The 16,116-nt window shown below is 70.6% G+C and carries 13 protein-coding genes; 10 read left to right on the forward strand and 3 right to left on the reverse strand.

What is annotated here, in order from left to right:
• Positions 1–55 precede the first annotated feature (55 nt).
• The 3 genes from OG430_RS29845 to OG430_RS29855 all read left to right on the forward strand — a co-directional run bounded on the left by OG430_RS29845 (position 56) and on the right by OG430_RS29855 (position 4,948).
• On the forward strand, positions 56–2,443 hold the full coding sequence (locus OG430_RS29845) for a HelD family protein (RefSeq protein WP_327355714.1): 2,388 nt from the start codon (positions 56–58) through the stop codon (positions 2,441–2,443).
• A gap of 468 nt (positions 2,444–2,911) precedes the next feature.
• On the forward strand, positions 2,912–4,342 hold the full coding sequence (locus OG430_RS29850) for an NAD-dependent malic enzyme (RefSeq protein WP_327355715.1): 1,431 nt from the start codon (positions 2,912–2,914) through the stop codon (positions 4,340–4,342).
• Between the two features lie 324 nt (positions 4,343–4,666).
• Positions 4,667–4,948, forward strand: coding sequence for an HU family DNA-binding protein (locus OG430_RS29855; RefSeq protein WP_016645140.1), 282 nt, complete (start codon positions 4,667–4,669; stop codon positions 4,946–4,948).
• Positions 4,949–5,051: 103 nt separating this feature from the next.
• Here OG430_RS29855 and OG430_RS29860 read toward each other — a convergent pair whose 3' ends face one another.
• Positions 5,052–5,687 (reverse strand): HAD family hydrolase, encoded by a 636-nt coding sequence (locus OG430_RS29860; RefSeq protein ID WP_327355717.1) that lies wholly within the window; start codon positions 5,685–5,687, stop codon positions 5,052–5,054.
• A 240-nt stretch (positions 5,688–5,927) separates the two neighbouring features.
• The gene (gene murA / locus OG430_RS29865) at positions 5,928–7,274 is read right to left on the reverse strand and encodes a UDP-N-acetylglucosamine 1-carboxyvinyltransferase (RefSeq protein WP_327355718.1); all 1,347 of its coding nucleotides are present in this window, start codon (positions 7,272–7,274) and stop codon (positions 5,928–5,930) included.
• 281 nt (positions 7,275–7,555) lie between these two features.
• Here murA and OG430_RS29870 point away from each other — a divergent pair, with 281 nt between their 5' ends.
• From OG430_RS29870 to OG430_RS29900, 7 genes are all read left to right on the forward strand, one after another.
• Positions 7,556–8,116 carry a YqgE/AlgH family protein gene (locus tag OG430_RS29870; protein ID WP_327359274.1) on the forward strand — a complete coding sequence of 187 codons (561 nt, stop codon included), beginning with the start codon at positions 7,556–7,558 and terminating at the stop codon, positions 8,114–8,116.
• 65 nt (positions 8,117–8,181) lie between these two features.
• A complete protein-coding gene (locus OG430_RS29875; protein WP_327355719.1) occupies positions 8,182–8,481 on the forward strand; it encodes a DUF3039 domain-containing protein in 300 nt (99 codons plus the stop codon).
• 134 nt (positions 8,482–8,615) lie between these two features.
• Entirely contained in the window at positions 8,616–10,268 is a 1,653-nt protein-coding gene (locus OG430_RS29880) for a beta-N-acetylhexosaminidase (protein ID WP_327355720.1), read from the forward strand.
• Between the two features lie 290 nt (positions 10,269–10,558).
• Complete coding sequence (locus tag OG430_RS29885; protein ID WP_327355721.1) at positions 10,559–11,458, forward strand: FAD binding domain-containing protein; 900 nt, start codon at positions 10,559–10,561, stop codon at positions 11,456–11,458.
• Positions 11,455–12,936, forward strand: a complete 1,482-nt coding sequence (locus OG430_RS29890; RefSeq protein WP_327355722.1) for a (2Fe-2S)-binding protein — start codon at positions 11,455–11,457, stop codon at positions 12,934–12,936. Before OG430_RS29885 ends, OG430_RS29890 begins: the two co-directional genes overlap by 4 nt.
• A complete protein-coding gene (locus OG430_RS29895) occupies positions 12,933–15,251 on the forward strand; it encodes a xanthine dehydrogenase family protein molybdopterin-binding subunit (protein ID WP_327355723.1) in 2,319 nt (772 codons plus the stop codon). The genes OG430_RS29890 and OG430_RS29895 overlap by 4 nt, the downstream gene beginning before the upstream one ends.
• A gap of 123 nt (positions 15,252–15,374) precedes the next feature.
• Positions 15,375–15,752 carry a hypothetical protein gene (locus OG430_RS29900; protein WP_327355724.1) on the forward strand — a complete coding sequence of 126 codons (378 nt, stop codon included), beginning with the start codon at positions 15,375–15,377 and terminating at the stop codon, positions 15,750–15,752.
• A 43-nt stretch (positions 15,753–15,795) separates the two neighbouring features.
• Here OG430_RS29900 and OG430_RS29905 read toward each other — a convergent pair whose 3' ends face one another.
• Positions 15,796–16,098: a ribosomal protein L7/L12 gene (locus OG430_RS29905; RefSeq protein ID WP_327355725.1), complete on the reverse strand. Its 303-nt coding sequence runs from the start codon at positions 16,096–16,098 to the stop codon at positions 15,796–15,798.
• Positions 16,099–16,116 lie beyond the last annotated feature (18 nt).

The following is a 16,116-nucleotide window of genomic DNA, read 5'->3' on the forward strand; positions in this document are numbered from 1 at the left end:
CCGGCCCCCTTCGCGTACCGTGGACGGCTGCTCAGCACGTCAGAAGGGGGCCTCGGTGGCCGCGCAGGAAGCCGCTGTCGAATCCGTCGGATCCGCGGTCGAGTCCCAGGTGGATTCGGTACGCGACCAGGAGATCGGCATCGAGCAGGACCACCTTGACCGGGTGTACCGGCGGCTCGAGGAGAAGATCCACGAGGCCGAGTTCCTGATGCACGACGCCGCCCAGCGCGGCCAGGTCGGCACCCCCGGCGCGCTCGCCGAGCGGGACGCGCAGGTCTTCCGCGCCGGGATCCACCTCAACCGCCTCAACAGCGAGTTCGAGGACTTCCTGTTCGGCCGCATCGACCTGCTCCTCGGCAAGGACGGCAAGAAGGGCCCGGACGGCGCGTACACGTCGATCGACCCGGCCGACGACGCGATCCGCACCGAAGGCACCCACAGCGAAGCCGACATCGCGGAGACCCTGCACATCGGCCGCATCGGAGTCCTGGACGAGGACTACGCGCCGCTGGTCATCGACTGGCGCGCCCCGGCCGCCGCGCCGTTCTACCGGTCGACGCCGGTCGATCCCGGCCGGGTGGTACGCCGCCGGGTGATCCGCTCCAAGGGCCGCAAGGTCCTCGGTGTCGAGGACGACCTGATGCGCCCCGAGCTGCGCGCCTTCCTCGGCGGGGCCGAGCTCCCGGTGATCGGCGACGGCGCCCTGATGGCCGCGCTCGGCCAGGCCCGCAGCCACACCATGCGGGACATCGTGGCGTCCATCCAGGCCGAGCAGGACCTGGTCATCCGGGCCCCCGCCGCCTCCGTCACGTACGTCGAGGGCGGGCCCGGCACCGGCAAGACGGCGGTCGCGCTGCACCGGGCCGCGTATCTGCTCTACCAGGACCGCCGCAGGTACGCGGGCGGCATCCTCATCGTCTCTCCCACGCCCCTGCTGGTGGCGTACACCGAAGGCGTGCTGCCCTCCCTCGGCGAGGAGGGACAGGTCGCGATCCGCGCGGTCGGCTCGCTGGTGGACGGGGCCGAGGCGACGCTGTACGACGAGCCCTCGGTGGCCCGCGTCAAGGGCTCCTCGCGCATGCTCAAGGTGCTGCGCAAGGCGGCCCGGGGCGTGCTCGAAGGCACCCGCCCGGGCGGTCCGCCGCGCCAGGAGGGCCAGTTGGCCTTCGGCGAGGAACCGCAGGCCGCCGCCGGCCCGCCGACCCGCCTCCGCGTGGTCGCCTTCGGGCGCCGCCTGGAGCTGGAGTACGACGCCCTTCAGCGCATCCGGAACAACGCCCTCGGCGGCACCTCACCGGTCAACCACCTGCGCCCGCGCGCCCGTCGGCTGCTCCTGGACGCCCTGTGGTCCCAGTCCGGCGCGGCCGGCCGGCACACCGACCCGGAGCTGGCCGCCGAGCTGCGCTCGTCCTTCGACGAGGACATCACCTCCGAGGACCCGTTCATCGAGTTCCTCGACGCCTGGTGGCCCGAGCTGACCCCGCGCCGGGTCCTCGAAGCCATGGCCGACGAGAAGCGCCTGGGCCGCTGGGCCCGCCGCGTCCTCAACCCCGGCGAGGTCCGCCGGGTCGCGCGCTCGCTCAAGCGCGCGGGCCTGTCCGTGCACGACGTGGCCATGCTCGACGAGCTGCAGATGATCCTCGGCACCCCGGCCCGCCCCAAGAAGAAGCGCGAGCTCGACCCGCTGGACCAGCTCACCGGCCTCGAAGAGCTGATGCCGACCCGCGAGGAGACCCAGCGCGAGCGCGCCGAACGCCTCGCCCAGGAGCGCGTCGAGTACGCGCACGTCATCGTCGACGAGGCGCAGGACCTGACCCCCATGCAGTGGCGCATGGTCGGCCGCCGTGGCCGGACCGCCACCTGGACCGTCGTCGGCGACCCGGCCCAGTCCTCCTGGTCCGACCCGGACGAGGCGGCCGCGGCCCGCGACGAGGCGCTCGGCACCCGCCCGCGCCGCCGCTTCGAGCTGACGGTCAACTACCGCAATCCGTCCGAGATCGCGGAGCTCGCGGCGAAGGTCCTGGCCCTCGCCATGCCCGGCTCCCCGTCCCCGAAGGCGGTCCGCTCGACGGGCATCGAGCCCCGGTTCGCCGTCGTACGGGGCAGGGATCTGGCGGGGACGGTCCGCGCGGAGGCGCAGCGCCTGCTCGACCAGGTCGACGGCACGGTCGGCGTGGTCGTGGCGATGCGCCGCCGGGGCGAGGCGGCCCGCTGGCTCGCGGAGCTGGGCGAGCGCGTGGTGGCGCTCGGCAGCCTGGAGGCCAAGGGCCTGGAGTACGACGCGACGGTGGTGGTCTCCCCGGCGGAGATCGCCGACGAGTCCCCGGCGGGGCTGCGCGTCCTGTACGTCGCCCTCACCCGGGCCACCCAGCAGCTCACGGTGATCTCGACGGACCGTGACGACCCGGACGGGGCCGGAGTGCCGGACCTGCTGCGGGACTGACACCGGGGCGCAGGCCGGCCGGCACCGGGGGCCCTGATCGGCTGATACCGGGCCTGACGGCGGCTGACACGGGGCTGACGTCACAGGGCCTGTTGGCCCTACTTCGAAGAGTCCTGCGGGACGGGAATTGCCTTACGGGGATCGTTTGTTACCTTGGATGTGACACCGGCTCGATCCAAGCCCCCGGGCCCAACCTTCGTCGCTTAGAGCGACCACTTGCCGCGAGGCGAGCATGGCGGGTCGGTGTCGCTTAACTTCCGTAAGAGGCCCACGTCACATGGTGACGTGGGCCTCTTACGTGTCCCCTGCAAGGGGTTCCGCTGTGCGAGCACTTCTCGTATGGTGGAAGTCGTTTTCCGAAAAGCTTGAGAACAAAACGTTCTCAATCTGGGGCGGCTACCACGTACCCACAGGTAGGTGCGACGATCGGAAGACGTACGTGACTTACAGGTGAAAGAGGAAGTCGGCATGGCTACGGCGCCCAGCGTCTCCTACTCGATGACGGTCCGCCTTGAGGTGCCCGCCAGCGGAACAGCGGTCTCGCAGCTCACCACGGCGGTCGAGTCCTCCGGCGGCTCGGTCACCGGCCTCGACGTCACCGCGTCCGGCCACGAGAAGCTCCGGATCGACGTCACCATCGCCGCGACCTCCACCGCGCACGCCGACGAGATCGTCGAGGAGCTGCGCACCATCGAGGGCGTCACGCTCGGCAAGGTCTCCGACCGTACGTTCCTGATGCACCTCGGCGGCAAGATCGAGATGCAGGCGAAGCACCCGATCCGCAACCGTGACGACCTCTCGATGATCTACACCCCGGGCGTCGCCCGCGTGTGCATGGCGATCGCCGAGAACCCCGAGGACGCCCGCCGCCTCACCATCAAGCGCAACACCGTCGCGGTCGTCACGGACGGCTCCGCGGTGCTCGGCCTCGGCAACATCGGCCCGATGGCCGCCATGCCGGTCATGGAGGGCAAGGCGGCCCTCTTCAAGCGCTTCGCCGACATCGACGCCTGGCCGATCTGCCTGGACACCCAGGACACCGACGAGATCGTGTCGATCGTCAAGGCCATCGCCCCCGGCTTCGCGGGCATCAACCTCGAGGACATCTCGGCGCCCCGCTGCTTCGAGATCGAGGCGCGCCTGCGCGAGGCCCTGGACATCCCGGTCTTCCACGACGACCAGCACGGCACGGCCATCGTGGTGCTCGCCGCGCTGACCAACGCCCTGCGCGTGGTCGGCAAGTCCATCGGTGACGTCCGCGTCGTCATGTCGGGCGCCGGCGCCGCCGGTACGGCCATCCTGAAGCTGCTGCTCGCGGCCGGCGTCAAGAACGCCGTGGTGGCCGACATCCACGGCGTCGTGCAGTGCGACCGCGCGGATCTCGTGGACGCCGCCGCGGACTCCCCGCTGCGCTGGATCGCCGACAACACCAACCCCGAGGGCCTCACCGGCACCCTCAAGGAGGCCGTGGTCGGCGCCGACGTCTTCATCGGCGTCTCTGCTCCGAACGTGCTGAACGGCGACGACGTCGCGGCCATGGCGGACGACGCGATCGTGTTCGCGCTCGCGAACCCGGACCCCGAGGTCGACCCGTCGATCGCCCGCCAGACGGCCGGAGTTGTGGCCACTGGCCGCTCGGACTTCCCCAACCAGATCAACAACGTCCTGGTCTTCCCGGGCGTCTTCCGCGGTCTGCTCGACGCCCAGTCGCGCACCGTCAACACGGAGATGATGCTGGCCGCGGCGAGCGCTCTCGCGGACGTCGTGTCCGAGGACGAGCTGAACCCGAACTACATCATCCCCAGCGTCTTCAACGACAAGGTCGCGGGCGCGGTGGCGGGCGCGGTGCGCAATGCCGCGAAGGCCGCCGCCGCCACTGTGACCGGAACCACGGCCTGATCCCGCCGATTTAGCGGCGCGTCGCGGAACGCAGGGCCCTGTGCGGCCCTCTAGGGTTGCGGAAACCACGCCCTGAAAATGCCCTGCGGTCCGCTGCCGGGAGTGGACGGAGCGTCACCATTTCGAGGCACCTTGCCTAAGATGGGCGCTTTTCGTGTGACTCTCAAGGGCGGCGGATTGGCTTTCCCGCCGCAGGTGGGGGCAGGATGCGTCTCTGGGCGCGAGGGTCTGACGACGGACCCGGGTCCAGGGACCTCCAAGGACCCTGGCAGCATCGGCTTCGATCTGACGCCTCAACGGCAAGAAGAACACGGGAGTACAAAAATGAACCGCAGTGAGCTGGTGGCCGCGCTGGCCGACCGTGCCGAGGTGACCCGCAAGGACGCCGACGCCGTACTGGCCGCGTTCGCCGAGACCGTCGGCGAGATCGTTGCCAAGGGCGACGAGAAGGTCACCATCCCCGGCTTCCTGACCTTCGAGCGCACCCACCGTGCCGCTCGCACCGCCCGCAACCCGCAGACCGGCGAGCCGATCAACATCCCCGCCGGCTACAGCGTGAAGGTTTCCGCGGGCTCGAAGCTCAAGGAAGCGGCCAAGGGCAAGTAAGCCTTCGGCTTGACCAACGTCGGGCGGCCATCCGGATTTCCGGGTGGCCGCCCTTCTGCGTGCGCGGGCTCCGGGGCCTTCTGCGTGTGCGGGCGGGGCTTGGCTAGAAGTCGACCTCGGTCAAGGACTGTACGACGGTCGTACGCGGCCCCGGCTCGATCCCCGGCAGCGAAGGCACGGCCAACAGGCTGCAGCCCGCCGCAAGGGCCGCCTGCGCGCCCGTAGGAGTGTCCTCGACCGCCAGACAGGCCACCGGGTCCACGCCCAGGGCGGCCGCGGCCGTCAGATAGGGGTCCGGATGGGGCTTGCCCCGCCGAGATTCCCCCTGCGTCACGGACGTGTCGAAGCGGTGCTTGCCCAGCGTCTCGAGCACCAGGTCCGCCACGTGCCGCTCGGAGGCCGTCACCAGGGCCGTGGGGATCCCCAACTCGCGTGCCCGGTCAAGCAGCCGCAGCGCACCCGGCTGTACGGTCACACCTTCGGCCACACGGGCCGTGAAGGCGGCGTCCAGGATTTCCCCCGCCTCGGCCTCCGTACGGGCCGTCAGACCGCCGCGTACGACCATCTCGGCGGCAGCGGCGATCGTCGCGCCCGCGAAGGGGGCGAGCGTGGCGGCATCCGCCAACCGGCCCTCTCCCCGGACGAATTCGGCGACCACGTCCAGCCAGGCGTGCTCGGTGTCGACGAGGGTGCCGTCCATGTCGCAGAGGAGGGCGGCGGGTTGGGGCAGGAGTATCAAGGGGGCCTCCGGGGCGATATTTTCCCCACCCCGCCCCTTCCCGTAAGGCTGCCGCCGGCTTCCATGACGGTGCGGGTGTTCTCAGCGACGGTCACTGATGTCCTCAAGCGCCGGACAGGCTGATTTATCAGCCTGTCCGGCGCTTGAGGACTTTCGGGAAGGGGCGGGGAGGGGAAGAAAGAAACCGGGGCGGCCACCCGACAACGGACGGCCACCCCGGCAACGTACAACCAAGAACATCTATACGAGCGCGCCGCCCGGCAGTTCGACCTTGGCGCCCAGCTCTACGAGCTTCTCCATGAAGTTCTCGTAGCCACGGTTGATCAGATCGATGCCGTGCACACGCGACGTGCCCTGCGCGGCGAGCGCGGCGATCAGGTACGAGAAGCCACCCCGGAGGTCGGGGATGACCAGGTCCGCACCCTGCAGCTTCGTCGGGCCCGAAACGACCGCCGAGTGCAGGAAGTTGCGCTGCCCGAAGCGGCAGTCGGACCCGCCGAGGCACTCGCGGTAGAGCTGGATGTGCGCACCCATCTGGTTGAGCGCGGAGGTGAAGCCGAGCCGGGACTCGTACACCGTCTCGTGGACGATGGAGAGACCCGCCGCCTGCGTGAGGGCGACGACGAGCGGCTGCTGCCAGTCGGTCTGGAAGCCCGGGTGGACGTCCGTCTCCAGCGCTATGGCGTTGAGCGAGCCGCCCGGGTGCCAGAAGCGGATGCCCTCGTCGTCGATCTCGAAGGCGCCGCCGACCTTCCGGTACGTGTTGAGGAAGGTCATCATCGAGCGCTGCTGCGCGCCGCGCACGTAGATGTTGCCCTCGGTCGCGAGCGCGGCGGACGCCCAGGAGGCGGCCTCCAGACGGTCCGAGAGGGCGCGGTGGTTGTAGCCGCCGAGCGTGTCGACACCGGTGACCCGGATGGTCCGGTCGGTGTCCATCGCGATGATCGCGCCCATCTTCTGCAGTACGCAGATGAGGTCTTCGATCTCGGGCTCGACCGCCGCGTTGGAGAGTTCGGTGACCCCTTCGGCCAGGACGGCCGTGAGGAGGACCTGCTCGGTCGCGCCCACCGACGGGTACGGCAGCTGGATCTTGCAGCCGCGCAGTCGCTGCGGTGCCTCCAGGTACTGGCCGCCCTCGCGCTTCTCGATGGTCGCGCCGAACTGGCGGAGCACCTCGAAGTGGAAGTCGATCGGCCGGCCGCCGATGTCGCAGCCGCCGAGGCCCGGGATGAACGCGTGGCCGAGGCGGTGCAGGAGCGGGCCGCACAGGAGGATCGGGATGCGGGAGGACCCGGCGTGCGCGTCGATGTCGGCCACGTTGGCGCTCTCGACGTGCGAGGGGTCCATCACCAGTTCGCCCGGCTCGTCACCGGGGCGGACGGTCACACCATGCAGCTGCAGGAGTCCGCGTACGACACGCACATCACGAATGTCCGGGACATTGCGCAGCCGGCTCGGGCCACTGCCGAGCAGCGCGGCGACCATGGCCTTGGGGACCAGGTTCTTGGCACCGCGGACACGGATCTCGCCCTCGAGCGGGGTGCCGCCGTGGACAAGCAGTACGTCGTCATTGCCGTTGACGGTCATGTATCTCGCGTTCCGTGTGTCGGGCTGGGGGCGTCTGGCTGTGAGTGGGCCGAAGAGCAAGGGTAATGGGCGCCTACCCCCCTTCCGTAAGCCCAAGTACCGGTTCCGGACGTCATGACTTCGCCACAACACGAACCGTGCTTTATCCAGCGCATACGGTCACGGAATCGACCCCTCCGGCGACTGTGCGCGGTGGTTGCCTCCGTGAGCCCTGAGCTGCATTCCCTTACGTACGGGCTTTGCCTCCCCACGGAGGGCGAAGATGCGGGATCATGTCTGGCATGACCGAGGTGTCCTCGCTCACAGGGCGGTTGCTGGTCGCCACCCCGGCCCTGGCGGACCCGAACTTCGACCGTGCCGTGGTGCTGCTCCTCGACCACGACGAGGAGGGCTCGCTCGGCGTTGTCCTCAACCGCCCGACTCCGGTGGGCGTCGGCGACATCCTCGAGGACTGGGCCTCGTTGGCGGGGGAGCCGGGGGTGGTCTTCCAGGGCGGGCCTGTCTCATTGGACTCGGCGCTCGGGGTCGGAGTCATCCCGGGTGACGACGGGCCACTGGGCTGGCGTCGCGTACATGGCGCGATCGGCCTGGTCGACCTGGAGACGCCGCCCGAGTTGATCGGCGCCGCGCTCGGCTCGCTGCGGATCTTCGCGGGGTACGCGGGGTGGGGGCCGGGGCAGCTGGAGGACGAGCTGGTCGAAGGCGCCTGGTACGTGGTCGAGTCGGAGCCGGGGGATGTGTCGTCGCCGGTACCGGAGCGGCTGTGGCGGGAGGTGCTGCGCAGGCAGCGCAGCGAGCTGGCGATGGTGGCGACGTATCCGGACGATCCCTCGCTGAATTGACGCCCGGCGGTCGCTTCCTTGACGCTGTGCGGCCGGTTCGTTGCGCCTTCAGTACCCTGGAATCCATGAGCACTCTTGAGCCCGAGCGCGGGACAGGTACGGGGACCCTCGTTGAGCCGACGCCGCAGACGTCGCACGGTGACGGCGATCACGAGCGCTATGCCCACTATGTCCAGAAGGACAAGATCATGGCGAGCGCGCTCGAGGGCACGCCCGTCGTCGCGCTCTGCGGCAAGGTCTGGGTGCCGGGTCGCGACCCGAAGAAGTACCCGGTGTGCCCCATGTGCAAGGAGATCTACGAGTCCATGGGCGCCGGTGGCGACAAGGACAAGGACAAGTCGGGCAAGGGCGGCGGCGCGAAGTAGCCCCTCCTCTTCACTGGCGGACCCTGCGGTCCCCTGGCTGACCCTGCGGCTCCGGTGCGCGCTTCGGCGTGCGCCGGGGCTGTGTGTTTTTGGAGGCTCGTTGCGTAACGGGGGGCCGTGGCAGGCTCGGAATCATGACGCAAACGGATCTGATTCCGGTACCCCGGTACGTGCACGAGTACGGGGACACCTTCTATGAACTCGGGTCGGCCACAAAGCTCGCGGCCGGTGCGGGAACGGAACGTACGGAACGCTGGCTCAGGGGCACGCTGGGGGCCGCGACGGGCTTCGCGCTCGCCCCCGCGGGCGCCGACGACGAGAACGTCATCCGGCTGTCCATCGACGACGTGGTGGCCAAGGACCTCGGGGACGAGGGCTACCGCCTCGTGGTGACGCCCCAGGGCGTCCACTTGGCCGGCGGCGGCCCGGCCGGGCTGTTCTGGGGAGCACAGACGCTGCGGCAGTTGCTCGGGCCTGCGGCCTTCCGGCGAGCGGAACTGCCCGGCACCACCTGGCGGTTGCCGGTCAGCCACCTCCAGGACAGCCCCCGCTTCGCCTGGCGCGGCATGATGCTCGACGTCTCCCGGCACTTCATGCCCAAGGACGGCGTCCTGCGCTACCTCGACCTGCTCGCCGCCCACAAACTCAACGTCTTCCACTTCCACTTGACGGACGACCAGGGCTGGCGCATCGAGATCAAGCGCTACCCGAAGCTGACCGAAATCGGCTCCTGGCGCGCCCGCACCAAGTACGGCCACCGCGCCTCGCCCCTCTGGGAGGAGAAGCCGCACGGCGGGTACTACACCCAGGACGACATCCGCGAGATCGTCGCGTACGCCGCCGAGCGGCATATCGCCGTCGTCCCGGAGATCGACATCCCCGGCCACTCGCAGGCCGCCATCGCCGCTTACCCGGAGCTCGGCAACACCGACGTCATCGACACCACCTCCCTCTCCGTCTGGGACACCTGGGGCGTGAATCCGAACGTACTCGCCCCCACTGACAACACTCTCCGCTTCTACGAGGGCGTCTTCGAGGAGGTCCTGGAGCTCTTCCCGTCGGCCTTCGTCCACGTGGGCGGCGACGAGTGCCCCAAGGACCAGTGGAAGCAGTCCCCGACCGCCCAGGCCCGCATCCGGGAACTGGGGTTGAAGGACGAGGACGAGCTGCAGTCGTGGTTCATCCGGCACTTCGACCGCTGGCTCGGCGAGCGCGGCCGGCGCCTCATCGGCTGGGACGAGATCCTGGAGGGCGGCCTCGCACCGGGCGCCGCCGTCTCCTCCTGGCGCGGCTACGCGGGCGGGATCGCCGCCGCCGAGGCGGGCCACGACGTCGTCATGTGCCCCGAGCAGCAGGTGTACTTGGACCACCGCCAGGACGGCGGCGAGGACGAGCCGATGCCCATCGGGTACGTCCGCACACCGGCCGACGTCTACCGCTTCGAGCCCGTCCCGCCACAGCTGAGCCCCGAAGCGGCCGGCCATGTCCTGGGCACCCAGGCCAATGTGTGGACCGAGGTGATGGAGAACCACGCGCGCGTGGACTACCAGGTGTTCCCGCGCCTCGCGGCCTTCGCCGAGGTCGCCTGGAGTTCCCTGCCGCCCGCCGCTGACCGGGACTTTGCGGACTTCGAGCGCCGAATGTCAGTGCACTACGCGAGACTTGACGCACTGGGGGTCGAATACCGGCCGTCCTCGGGCCCCTTGCCGTGGCAGCAGCGCCCCGTCCCGGCAGGAATGGAGGGCAGCCTCGGACGCCCGATCGAGGGGGCGCCCCCGAACGTGTGAGGCATGCCGTAAGCCGCGCGTCCCGGGGGTGCGGCCCTGGGAGCGTGGAGGACCGCAAAGGGGAACTCGTACAAGAATCACCGAAGAGTGTCATTGTGCGTCGAACGGCGCGGGAGTGAGAAACCGGACCAATCCCCAGGTCCACGGACGAATTGCTCCTAGCGGACCCCCGCGTCGGTGGGCTCGGAAGATGTGCCAGAGTTGCCACGTCCGGCCTGTGAGCACGTACCGTACGGCGGAACAGGCACACCTTGGCTCGCACGGTCGGTCATTGGGAAGGGGCAGCCGGTTTGACCACGCACGCACCACAGGCACCGCAGGCTGCGCAGGCGGTGAATCTCCCCGCCACGCTCGACGAGGCAGTGGCAGCGCTCGCCGCCATGCCCGCCGCCGTGCCCGTGGCCGGCGGCACCGACCTCATGGCCTCGGTCAACTCCGGCCTCCTGCGCCCCGCAGCACTCGTCGGCCTCGGCCGCATCAGCGAGATCCGCGGCTGGCAGTACCAGGACGGCCACGCCCTGCTCGGCGCCGGACTGACCCACGCCCGCATGGGCCGCCCCGACTTCGCCGCCCTGATCCCCGCGCTCGCCGCCTCCGCGCGCGCTGCCGGACCGCCCACGATCCGGAACGCGGGCACCCTCGGCGGGAACATCGCGACGGCCGCCCCGACCGGCGACTCCCTGCCCGTCCTGGCAGCCCTGGAAGCCACGTTGATCATCGCGGGCCCGAACGGCGCCCGTCGCGAGATCCCCGTCTCGCACCTCCTCGCCGGCATGGAGATGCTGCGCGCGGGCGAGCTCATCGGTTTTGTGCGCGTTCCGTTGCTGCACGCCCCCCAGGTCTTCCTGAAGGCGACCGGCCGCACGGGCCCCGGCCGCGCCACCGCCTCCGTCGCGCTGGTCCTCGACCCGGCCCGGCGCGGAGTGCGCTGCGCCGTGGGCGCCATCGCGCCGATGCCGCTGCGCCCCCTCGAAGCCGAGAACTGGGTCGCCTCACTCATCGACTGGGACGCCGAGCGGGCGCTGGCCCCCGAGGCGCTGAACGCCTTCGGGGAGTACGTCGCCGCGGCCTGCATCCCCGACCAGGCGGGCCCGGACGGCACCCCCGAGCAACTGTCGCCGGCCGTACTGCACCTGCGGCGGACCGTCGCCGCACTGGCCCGACGAGCACTGGGGAGGGCGCTGTCGTGAGCGGCACCAACGGCTACGGCAATGGCGCGGGCGACGGTCCTGGGTACGGCGGTTGGGAGCCCACCCCGCAGGGCGACTACGACGCCGAGGCCACGGCCTTCGTCCGCCTCCCGGAGGGGATGATGGACGGCCTCGCGGACTTCGAGGAGGACACCTCGCGGGCCCCGGGGTCTTCGCCGCTCGCGGCCCCCGGCAGCGGCTTCGTACCGCCGCAGATCTCGCAGATCTCGGTGTCGCCGGGTGCGGCCACGGATCCCGCGGCGACCGGCACCTTCGTGATCCCCCACTTCGACGCGCCGCAGGCCGCCGCGGCCCCGGCCGTGCAGTGGCCCGAGCCCAACGCACCGCAGCCGCCCGCGCCCGAGGTGCACGACCCGGGGGCCACGGGGCAGTGGTCGTTCTCGCAGACCCCCGCGGCCGCCGCGTCCGCCGGGTCCGGGCACTCGAACGTGACCGGGCAGTGGTCGATTCCGCTCGCCGATGGTGATCTCCCGGACGAATCGGGCGAGTTCACTCAATCCTCGCTGGTCGAGCAGTGGGGCGGGAACGCCCCGGCGACGCTCCCCGGGGGTGCTCCGGCACCTTGGGCGGAGGCGTTGGCGGCGGAGCAGCAGGTCGAGGAGGCCCTGGCTCCGGAGCCGGCCCCGGAGACGGAGCCGGAGCCGGAGCTGTCGACTGAGGCTGGCGCCACGGGCGAGGCTCCTGAAGTCGAGCAAGAGCCCGCGCCCGCGTCCGCAGCCGAAGAACCCAGCCTGGAGTCGGACTCGGACCTGGAGTCGCCGGCACCGGCCGAGCAGGCCGAGCCGGCCGAGGAGAGCGCCCCGGTCTTCCACGACGAGCACCCCCTCGCCTCGTACGTCCTGCGTGTGAACGGCGCGGACCGGCCCGTCACCGACGCCTGGATCGGCGAATCGCTGCTCTACGTCCTGCGCGAGCGCCTCGGCCTCGCCGGCGCCAAGGACGGCTGCTCACAGGGCGAGTGCGGGGCCTGCGCGGTGCAGGTCGACGGCCGCCTCGTCGCCTCCTGCCTGGTCCCGGCGGCGACCGCCGCGGGCAGCGAAGTGCGTACGGTCGAGGGCCTGGCCACCGACGGACAGCCCTCCGACGTGCAGCGCGCCCTGTCCTGCAGCAGCGCCGTCCAGTGCGGTTTCTGCATCCCGGGGATGGCGATGACCGTGCACGACCTCCTTGAGGGCAATCCGGCCCCGACCGAGCGCGAGACCCGCCAGGCGCTCTGCGGCAACCTGTGCCGCTGCTCCGGCTACCAGGGGGTCCTGGACGCCGTACGCGACGTGGTGGCGGAACGCGAGGCGTCGGCGTCATCCGCCGACGAGGCCAAGCAGGCTTCGGACGACACGGCCCGCATCCCGCACCAGGCGCGCCCCGGCGCCGGCGGCATCAACCCCGAGCACTACCCGCAGAACCCGCAGAACCCGCAGAACCCGCAGGACTATCCGCAGGACGGAGGCCTGGCGTGAGCAACGAAGCCGCCACCGCGACCACCTCACCGACCGCCTCCCCGCCGGCCGCACCGGAACAGCCCGCGCACGGCATCGGCAGTTCGCTGCCGCCCCTGGACTCCCAGGCGAAGACGGAGGGCACCTTCCCGTACGCCTCCGACCTGTGGGCCGAGGGCCTGTTGTGGGCGGCCGTCCTGCGCTCCCCGCACGCGCACGCGCGCATCGTCGCGATCGACACCAAGGACGCGGCCGCGATGCCGGGCGTCCGCGCGGTGGTCACGCACGAGGACGTCCCCGGCGACGCGGCCCACGGCCGCCGCATCGCGGACCGTCCGGTTTTCGCTTCTGTGCTGGTACGCCACCACGGGGAGCCCATCGCCGCGGTCGCCGCCGACCACCCCGACACGGCCCGCATGGCGGCCGCCGCGATCGTCGTCGAGTACGAGGTGCTTGACCCGGTCACGGACCCCGAACAGGCCTTCGCCGCCGAACCGTTGCACCCCGACGGCAACCTCATCCGCCACATCCCGCTCCGCTACGGCGACCCCGAGGCCGCCGGCGAGGTCGTGGTGGAGGGCCTCTACCGCATCGGCCGCCAGGACCCGGCCCCGATCGGCGCGGAGGCGGGCCTCGCCGTGCCCCGCCCGGACGGCGGCGTGGAGCTCTACGTCGCTTCGACGGACCCGCACGCGGACCGCGACATGGCCGCGGCCTGCTACGGCCTGGAGCAGGACCGCGTAAAGGTCGTGGTCACGGGCGTACCCGGCGCCACCGCCGACCGCGAGGACCCCAGCTTCCAACTCCCCCTGGGCTTGCTGGCGTTGAAGACCGGCTGCCCGGTCAAGCTGACGGCGACGCGCGAGGAGTCCTTCCTCGGGCATGCGCACCGGCATCCCACTCTTCTTCGGTACCGCCACCATGCGGACGCCGAAGGGCGGTTGGTGAAGGTCGAGGCGCAGATCCTGCTGGACGCGGGCGCGTACGCGGATGCTTCGTCGGAGTCGCTGGCGGCCGCGGTCTCGTTCGCCTGTGGCCCGTACGTCGTCCCGCACGCCTTTGTCGAAGGCTGGGCGGTCCGCACGAACAACCCGCCCTCGGGTCACGTACGGGGCGAGGGCGCTCTCCAGGTCTGCGCGGCCTACGAGGCCCAGATGGACAAGCTGGCGGCGAAGCTGGGGGTGGACCCGGCGGAGCTGCGGCTTCGTAATGTGCTGGCCACGGGCGACATCCTGCCGACCGGACAGACGGTGACTTGTCCCGCCCCGGTCGCCGAACTGCTGCGTTCTGTACGGGACTTCCCGCTCCCCGAGCTGCCGAAGGACACTCCCGAGGAGGAGTGGCTGCTGCCGGGCGGCCCGGAGGGCGCGGGCGAACCGGGAGCGATCCGCAGGGGCGTCGGCTACGCACTCGGCATGGTGCACATGCTGGGCGCGGAGGGCGCCGACGAGGTCTCGACGGCCACGGTGAAGGTCCAGGACGGCGTGGCGACGGTGATCTGCGCGGCGGTGGACGCGGGGCAGGGCTTCTCCACCTTGGCCCGGCAGATCGTGCAGGAGACGCTGGGCCTGGAAGAAGTCCACGTCGCGTCCGTGGACACGGACCAGCCGCCGGCCGGGCCTTCGTGCCGTGGCCGCCACACGTGGGTTTCGGGAGGCGCTGTCGAGCGGGCGGCAAAGATGGTCCGCACTCAGCTGCTCCAGCCGCTGGCGGCCAAGTTCGGAATGTCGACGGAGCTTCTCCAGATCGTCGACGGCAAGATCACGTCGTACGACGGTGTCCTGTCGACGACTGTCACTGAGGCGATGGACGGCAAGGAGCTCTGGGCCACGGCTCAGTGCAGGCCGCATCCGACGGAGCCGCTGGACGACACCGGGCAGGGCGACGCTTTCGTCGGGCTCGCCTTCTGCGCGATTCGGGCTGTCGTCGACGTGGACGTCGAGCTCGGCTCAATTCGCGTGGTGGAGCTGGCTGTTGCGCAGGATGTGGGCCGCGTGCTCAATCCGGTGCAGCTGGCCGCTCGGATCGAGGCCGGCGTCACGCAGGGCGTGGGGGCGGCGCTGATGGAGAACCTCCGGACGCCGCAGGGGTTGGTGCGGCACCCCGACCTGACGGGCTACGCCCTGCCGACGTCGCTGGACGCCCCGGAAATTCGCATCGTGAAGCTCGTCGAGGAGCGGGACGTGGTGGCGCCCTTCGGCGCGAAGCCGGCTTCGGCCGCACCCGTGGTGACTTCGCCTGCGGCGGTGGCGGGGGCGGTGCGGGCGGCTACTGGGCGGCCGGTCAATCGGTTGCCTATTCGGCCGCAGGCTGCGGTGGCTGTCGCGGGCTCGTGATGGCCTGTTGGGCTGCGGACAGGTGAGTACCTGGTGATGGTCTGTTGGGCCGCGGACAGTTGAGTACCTGGATGAGTACGCGGACCGATGTTCCGTTCGTTCTCATCGAGTTAACTGGCCCGTATGCCTGAGAACGCGACCGAAGTGGCCGACCTGGAGAGCTCGCCCGACGACCCGATTCCGCGCGCCTGGCTCGCCCCGCTGCTCTCCACCGTGGTCACGCTCCCGCTGGCGTGCTTCGCCTACATCGTCGTCGCCTTCTCGGCGATGGCTTGCGATTCCTGCTCCGACGCGGACAGTGAGCGCTTCGAGTCCAGTTGGGACATCGCCTTCCCGGTCTACGGGCTTGGCCACGTGGTGACGCTCGGGCTCCTGATCGCCGGCTGGACCGTTCCCGCGCAATTGCGTTACAGGGGGCGGCGCGTGGCCTTCGCCTGGTTGGCGCCGCTCTCCCTCGTTGCGCTGTATCTGGTCTTTTGGGGTCTGCTCGACTTGCCGTGACGCTGTCTGAGCTGGCCGAGCGGTGCGATTGGCCCGACGATGCCTACGGCACCATCCGCTCCACCGCGTCCTTGGCATCCTTCAAGCCGGCTCCCGTCAGCTCCCGGTACAGCTTGATCGCCGGGATCTTCTTGCCCGCCTGCGCGAGGGCGATCACTTCGGAGTAGGGCCCGTCAGGGGAGGCGTCGAAGCCATCGACAGGCATGTCGATGCCCAGGTGGCCGAGGATGTGGTCGACCTTCCCCTCGATCCTGGCCATGGTCCGATGGGTCTGCTTGATCTTGGTCTCGAGGAACCCGTACATCACAACAAGGGCCAAGAGCATCAGGTATACGGCGAATTCCATGCGGGTGAGCCTAGAGGG

It is taken from the genome of Streptomyces sp. NBC_01304, from assembly GCF_035975855.1.
GTDB lineage: Bacteria > Actinomycetota > Actinomycetes > Streptomycetales > Streptomycetaceae > Streptomyces.